This is a genomic window from Streptomyces sp. NPDC104831 (genome assembly GCF_055583025.1).
On record NZ_JBVJOT010000004.1, the window covers coordinates 239693 to 246617 of the forward strand.

Here is a 6925-nt window from a genome sequence, read left to right on the forward strand (position 1 = left end):
TCCGGGGGCGGGTCAGTAGCCCTGCCGGCTCGCGTGGAAGACCAGCCGGTACTTTCCGATCTGCACCTCGTCACCGTTCGACAGGGCGACCTGGTCGATGCGCTCGCGGTTGACGTACGTGCCGTTCAGGCTGCCCACGTCGGCCACCGTGAAGGAGCCGTCCGGGGAACGCCGGAACTCCACGTGCCGCCGGGAGACCGTCACGTCGTCCAGGAAGATGTCGCTCTGCGGGTGCCGGCCGGCCGTCGTCAGGTCGCTGTCCAGCAGGAAGCGGCTGCCCGAGTTCGGCCCCCGGCGCACGACCAGCAGCGCCGAGCCCGGCGGCAGCGCGTCCACCGCGGCCTGCGCCTCCGGGGAGAGCATCGGCAGCGGCGTCTGGCCGGTCGCCTCGGAGTCGTACGCCTCCAGCCCGGAGATCGAGATCGTGGACGTCGTCTCGGAGGCCCGCTCGGGCGTCAGCCCGGGACGCAGCGGCGCCCCACAGTTGGAACAGAACCGGGCGTTCTCCGCATTGCGGTTACCGCACCTCGTACACACCAGGACCGACATCGACGGATCCTCCTGCCGCGGCTGCCCCGCCGGGGCGTTGGACGCGTACGGGCCGGAGGGGAACCCTCCACCCGTACCTGAGGTTGACGGTTGCCCGAAACCTATGCCGCCGGACTGGGCAGGGTCAACTGACGCCGCGCCCTGACCTCCCGAAATGTCACCGCCCGGACCAGCGACCTGGTCCCGGAACAGCGGGCGCTGGCCCTCCGCGTCAGGCTGCGCGCGATGACGAGCGGTCGCGTTGTCGCGGCCCTCTCGCGCGCTCTTGCCGAACAACTTCGCAAACAACTTCACGGGCGATTCCCCTTGACCGAAACAGACCCGCCCGTGGGGCAGGACGAACCCTGATTGCCTACACCGGCCGAGCCGGACATTCTCACAACGTCCGTATGCACCAGACAGTTTCCACCACGCACCACCCCTTCGGTGCGCCGACCCCCCGCAACCTCATGCCCCTGCCCGACGACCGCCATGCACCGCCGGTTCACTGGGAGGACGACCGAGCGTAGTCAGGCCGCTCCGCCCGCCGCAAGGCGTCCACGACGATCTTGTCGGAGTGCTCGACGGTCACCGTGGCCTGCTCTTTCTTCAGAGTCTGCACCACGCCTCCAGGGATGTTCAGCGCCGGCTCGAGGTCCTGCGGCTTGCCGATGACCCTGAAACGATACGGTGCGTTGATCTTGTTCCCGTCGACGCTCACACTCCTGTCGGAATCGGCGAAGTAGGTGCCGGCGACCACCCGGACCCCGTTGACCTGGATCGCCTCCGCACCGGCCGCGCGCAACTCCTGGATCGCGTCGAGCAGCATGTCCGCCTTGACCGTCCCCTTCGTGTCCTCGATCGTCATGGTGATGCCGGGGCCCTGTGCCGCCACGGTGCCCGCCAGGATGCCGAGTTGCCTTGCCTTCTCGGCGGTCTGCCGGCGCGCCTCCGCGGCCTGGTCGGAGCTGCTCTGCAGTTCCTGACGCTGCTTTTCGAGTCCCTGCTTCTCGTCCTCAAGACGCTGAGTACGCGAATCCAGTTCATCGAGGATGCGTACGAGATCTTCCTGGCGCGCGCCGCGCAGCGCGCTGTCGGTGTCGCTGTTGGACGCCACCTGCACGGCCAGGCCGAAACCGAGGCCGAACAGCAGCACGGCGACGATGAGTTGCGCCCGGGTGAAACGGGGCGGCCACAGGCCCTTGACGAGCCGCTGCCGGCCCGTCAGCGGCTGCCGGGGCCGCTCCCCGTCCGGCTGCCCGGTCCCGGGCGCGGGCACCGGCACCTCGGCCGGCAGCTCCCTGCGCAGGTGGCCCGCCGGCTGCTCGCCCCGGTCGGTGCGGATGTTCTGTTCCTCGCGGTCGTTCTGCTCGCTCATGGATGTCACGCCCGGAAGACGTGCCGCCGGATCGCCGCGGCGTTGGAGAAGATGCGGATGCCCAGGACCACGACGACGCCCGTGGACAGCTGGGCGCCCACGCCCAACTTGTCGCCGAGGAACACGATGAGGGCGGCGACGACCACGTTCGACAGGAACGACACCACGAAGACCTTGTCGTCGAAGATGCCGTCCAGCATGGCCCGCAGACCGCCGAAGACGGCGTCCAGCGCGGCGACGACGGCGATCGGCAGATACGGCTCGACGACGGCCGGAACCTCGGGCCGGACCAACAGGCCGGCCACGACTCCCACGACGAGGCCCAGTACGGCGATCACGATGTGCCCTTCCCGGTTTTCTCGGACTTCGGCTGTGCTGTACGTACGATCACGCTGGGGGCGGCGGGCAACCGGACGTCGTCCTCCGTCGAGATGGTGGCGCGGATGCCGTAGTTCTCCTCCAGGGCGTGCAGATACAGGCCGTCGGCGCTGTTCTGGAACCTGGTGCTCAGCCTCTTCCCGTCCCCCACCGCCAGCACCGTGTACGGCGGCACCAGCGGTCTGTTGTCGACCAGTATCGCGTCACCCGCGGCCCTGATCGCGGACAGGGCGGTCAGCCGCTGCCCGTTGATGGAGACCGCCTCGGCCCCGGACGCCCACAGTCCGTTGACCACGCGCTGCATGTCCCGGTCCCGCACCCGGCCGGTGTCGGAGAACCCGGAGGTCTCGCGGGGGCCCGCGCCGTCCCCGCCGCCGGCGGCCTCCTTGGCGTCGTTCACGACGAGCCGCACTCCGGGGCCGTGCACCGCGGTGGCACCCGACAACAGGCCCACCAGATCGGCCTCGGCGCTGCCGCCGCTGGCTCTCAGGGCCGCCCGGCGGCTCGCGTCGACGTCGTCGCGCAGCTCGTCGACGGTGTTCTCCAGCTCGTCCGCGTCGTCGGTCTCGCTGTCGATGCGGTCGATCAGCTCCTGGCGCTCCTTGGCGACCACGGGCGCCGTCACCCGCGCCTGGGCCGCCCCCACGGTCACGACCAAGGCCGCGAGGACGAGACCGGCGGCCAGGCCGAGTTTGGCCCGCAGGGTCTTCGGCAGACCGCCCTCGCCCGCGGACTTCCTCCGGGCGGCGGCCTCGGCGTAGCCGTCGTCGAGGCTGTGGTCCATGACGTTGGTGATCAACGACATGGAGGCGTCCGGGCGCTGCGGCCGCGCGGGGCTGCTCCGAACGGGGGGTTGCTGCGGCATGCCGCACATCGTCGCATGTCGCGAGCGGTACCTCCGAACGGCCCCACCGGCGTGCCGGACAGACCCCTTCGGGGGACACCTGTCCACCACGCGCGCGTGCGGCGGCTTGCGCCGCCGCACGTTGTCCGGTAAGGCCCGGGGACGCCGACCGACGGCCCCGGGCCCGTGGGAGGTCTACCGGCCGGCGCTGTCCACGACGGCCGACCACTCGTCCAGCAGGGCCTGCGCGGAGGCGTCGTCGGGGCCCTCCGCCCACAGGTGGGTGACCGCCTCGGCCGGGTCGGGCAGTACCATCACCCAGCGCCCGTCGGTCTCCACGACCCGCACACCGTCGGTGGTGTCGACGAAGCGGTCCCCGGCGGCCTCGACCACGCGCCGCATCACCAGTCCCTTGACGGCCCACGGCGTCGCCAGGTCGCGCTTGAGGACGTGGGCCCGCGGGATCCGGGCGTCGATCTGGCTCAGCGTGAGCTGGGTGCGTGCCACCAGCCCGATGAGCCGTACGAAGGCCGCGGTGCCGTCGTACACGCCGCTGAACTCGGGGACGATGAATCCGCCCTTGCCGTCGCCGCCGAAGATGGTGCCCTCTTCGCGCCCGACGCGCGTGAGGTCGTCCGGCGAGGTGGTGGTCCACTCGACCTGGGTGCCGTGGTAGGCGGCGACCTGCTCGGCGATCCGGGTCGTGGTGACCGGCAGGGCCACCCGTCCGCTGCGCCGTTCGGCGGCCACCAGGTCCAGCATGACCAGCAGCGCCCGGTCGTCCTCGATGATCCGGCCCTTCTCGTCCACGAGCGACAGCCGCTCGCCGACGGGGTCGAACCGCACACCGAACGCGGCACCCGAGGAGGCCACTATCTCGCCGAGCCGCACCAGCCCCTTGCGCCGCATCTCGGCGGTCTCGGTGGGCCGCGTCTCGTCCAGACCCGGGTTGATGGTCAGCGAGTCCACGCCGAGCTTGCCGAGCAGGCTGGGCAGCACGAGCCCGGCGCTGCCGTTGGAGGCGTCCACGACGACCTTGAGGCCCGACTCGGCTATCCCGGTCGTGTCGACGTTGCGCAGCAGCGACCCGGTGTACGAGTCGAAGACGCTCGCCGGGAAGTGCAGGTCGCCGATCTCGCCGGGGAACGCCCGCCGGTACTCCTGGCGCGCGAACACCCGGTCGAGCTTGCGCTGGCCGCCCTGCGACAGGTCCCCGCCCTGGCCGTCGAAGAACATGATGTCGACCGAGTCCGGGACACCGGGCGAGGTGCGGATCATGATGCCGCCGGCGCTTCCCCGCGCGGTCTGCTGCCGGGCCACGGGCAGCGGCACGTTCTCCAGGTCGCGCACGTCGATGGCGCTGGCCTGGAGCGCGGAGATCACCGCGCGCTTGAGCGCCCGGGCGCCGCGGGAGTGGTCGCGGGCCGTGGTGACGGTGGCGCCCTTCTTGAGCGTCGTCGCGTAGGCACCGGCGAGCCGTACCGCCAGCTCGGGGGTGATCTCCACGTTCAGGATGCCGGAGACGCCGCGGGCGCCGAACAGATGCGCCTGACCGCGTGACTCCCAGATCACCGAGGTGTTGACGAAGGCGCCGGCCTCGATGGTCTTGAAGGGGTACACCCGGACGTTGCCCTGGACGATCGACTCCTCGCCGATCAGGCACTCGTCACCGATGACCGCGCCGTCCTCGATTCTGGCGGCGCGCATGATGTCGGTGTTCTTGCCGACGACGCAGCCGCGCAGGTTGCTGTGCTGGCCGACGTAGACGTTGTCGTGCACGACGGCCTTGTGCAGGAAGGCACCGCTCTTGACGACGACGTTGGAGCCGACGACGGTGTGTTCGCGGATCTCCGCGCCGGCCTCGACCTTCGCGTAGTCGCCGATGTACAGCGGTCCGCGCAGTACGGCGTCGGGGTGCACGTCGGCGCCCTCGGCCACCCACACGCCCGGCGAGATCTCGAAGCCGTCGATCTCGACGTCGACCTTGCCTTCGAGGACGTCCGCCTGGGCCTTCACGTAGCTCTCGTGCGTGCCGACGTCCTCCCAGTAGCCCTCGGCGACATAGCCGTAGACCGGCTTGCCCTCCTTCATCAACTGCGGGAAGACGTCACCGGACCAGTCGACGGGGACGTCGGGGTCGACGTAGTCGAAGACCTCGGGCTCCATGACGTAGATGCCCGTGTTGACGGTGTCGGAGAAGACCTGTCCCCACGTCGGCTTCTCCAGGAAGCGCTCGACCTTGCCTTCCTCGTCGACGATGGTGATGCCGAACTCCAGCGGATTGGGCACGCGGGTCAGGCAGACCGTGACGAGCGCGCCCTTCTCCTTGTGGAAGTTGATCAGCTCGGTGAGGTCGAAGTCGGTCAGGGCGTCGCCGGAGATGACGAGGAAGGCATCGTCCTTCAACGCCTCCTCGGCGTTCTTGACGCTTCCGGCGGTACCGAGTGGCTTCTCCTCATTGGCATAGGTGAGCTCCATGCCGAGCTCTTCGCCGTCACCGAAGTAGTTCTTTACGAGCGATGCCAGGAACTGCACGGTGACGACGGTCTCGGTGAGCCCGTGCCTTTTGAGCAGCCGTAGCACATGCTCCATGATCGGGCGGTTCGCCACGGGCAGGAGCGGCTTGGGCATGCTAGAGGTCATGGGGCGCAGGCGTGTGCCTTCGCCCCCGGCCATCACGACGGCCTTCATGTCGGAAGCGTCCTCCTCCAAGAGACGACGGTCTAGCCGACTTCACCCGTCCGATTGTCCCGCACTTTTACACCGCAGGCCATCGAGGCGTTATGTCTGGACAATCGCCGAGATCAATCGGCCATGGTGTCCGCTCGAACCAATCGGCGGACCTGTACCACGTAGAGCACTCCTGCCCACCAATACAGGGTTGTACCCCATCCGGCGAAAGCCCATCCGAAAATAGCGGCGAGTGACGAGATCCAACCACTTCCGTCACTGAGCAGCAGGAGCGGGAAGGCGTACATCAAGTTGAACGTGGCGGCCTTCCCGAGGAAGTTCACCTGGGGCGGCGGATACCCGTGCCGGCGGAGGATGCCCACCATGACCAGCAGAACCAGTTCTCGCGCCAGCAACAGCGCGGTCAGCCAGAGGGGGAGGATCTCCCGCCAGGTGAGCCCCAGGAGCGTGGAAAGCACGTACAGGCGGTCCGCAGCGGGGTCGAGGAGCCGGCCGAGGCTGCTGATCTGGTTCCAGCGCCGGGCGAGCTTGCCGTCGAGATAGTCGCTGACCCCGCTGAACGCCAGCACGAGGAGGGCCCAGCCATCGCTCTTCGGACCGCCGAACTCCGGCCTGAGGATCAGCCACAGGAACAGGGGGACGCCGACGAGCCGTGCCATGCTGAGGATGTTGGGGATGGTGAGGACCCGGTCCGTCTGGACACGGGTCTCCTGGACCTCCACCCGGGGGCCTCCTGTGCGAAACGAGCCGATGATGCTCACTGACTTTACCTCAACGCAAAAAAGCTCCGGCCCCTGGGCAGTGCCCAAGAGCCGGAGCTTCAAAAGGAGTTCGGCGGTGTCCTACTCTCCCACAGGGTCCCCCCTGCAGTACCATCGGCGCTGTGAGGCTTAGCTTCCGGGTTCGGTATGTAACCGGGCGTTTCCCTCACGCTATGACCACCGAAACACTATGAAACAATCAACCGGAACGCCCCCACAAAGAGGCGACATGGTCGTGGTTTCAGAACCAACACAGTGAACGCGAGCATCAATGGACAAGCCCTCGGCCTATTAGTACCAGTCAACTCCACCCGTTACCAGGCTTCCATATCTGGCCTATCAACC

Annotated in this window: 6 protein-coding genes and 1 rRNA gene; all 7 read right to left on the reverse strand. The window is 68.6% G+C overall.

The genetic code is table 11. The annotated features are described in order from the left end of the window. Positions 1-12: 12 nt before the first annotated feature. Positions 13-843: an FHA domain-containing protein gene (locus ACZ63H_RS04935; protein WP_469862224.1), complete on the reverse strand. Its 831-nt coding sequence runs from the start codon at positions 841-843 to the stop codon at positions 13-15. A gap of 190 nt (positions 844-1033) precedes the next feature. Further along, positions 1034-1906, reverse strand: a complete 873-nt coding sequence (locus ACZ63H_RS04940) for a DUF881 domain-containing protein (protein WP_469862226.1) — start codon at positions 1904-1906, stop codon at positions 1034-1036. Between the two features lie 5 nt (positions 1907-1911). Beyond that, positions 1912-2244, reverse strand: a complete 333-nt coding sequence (locus ACZ63H_RS04945; protein WP_003988855.1) for a small basic family protein — start codon at positions 2242-2244, stop codon at positions 1912-1914. Then, a complete protein-coding gene (locus ACZ63H_RS04950) occupies positions 2241-3149 on the reverse strand; it encodes a DUF881 domain-containing protein (protein ID WP_469862228.1) in 909 nt (302 codons plus the stop codon). Before ACZ63H_RS04950 ends, ACZ63H_RS04945 begins: the two co-directional genes overlap by 4 nt. A 174-nt stretch (positions 3150-3323) precedes the next feature. Next, positions 3324-5819 carry a sugar phosphate nucleotidyltransferase gene (locus tag ACZ63H_RS04955; RefSeq protein ID WP_467934946.1) on the reverse strand — a complete coding sequence of 832 codons (2496 nt, stop codon included), beginning with the start codon at positions 5817-5819 and terminating at the stop codon, positions 3324-3326. Between the two features lie 113 nt (positions 5820-5932). After that, a complete protein-coding gene (locus ACZ63H_RS04960; RefSeq protein WP_344351237.1) occupies positions 5933-6541 on the reverse strand; it encodes a CDP-alcohol phosphatidyltransferase family protein in 609 nt (202 codons plus the stop codon). Positions 6542-6648: 107 nt separating this feature from the next. Further along, positions 6649-6765 (reverse strand): 5S ribosomal RNA (gene rrf / locus ACZ63H_RS04965). Positions 6766-6925 lie beyond the last annotated feature (160 nt).

Bases quoted from the DNA above. Each gene is read 5' to 3' on its own strand.
- ACZ63H_RS04940 (WP_469862226.1), bottom strand. From the start codon at position 1,906: ATGAGCGAGCAGAACGACCGCGAGGAACAGAACATCCGCACCGACCGG.
- ACZ63H_RS04950 (WP_469862228.1), bottom strand. From the start codon at position 3,149: ATGCCGCAGCAACCCCCCGTTCGGAGCAGCCCCGCGCGGCCGCAGCGC.
- ACZ63H_RS04955 (WP_467934946.1), bottom strand. From the start codon at position 5,819: ATGAAGGCCGTCGTGATGGCCGGGGGCGAAGGCACACGCCTGCGCCCC.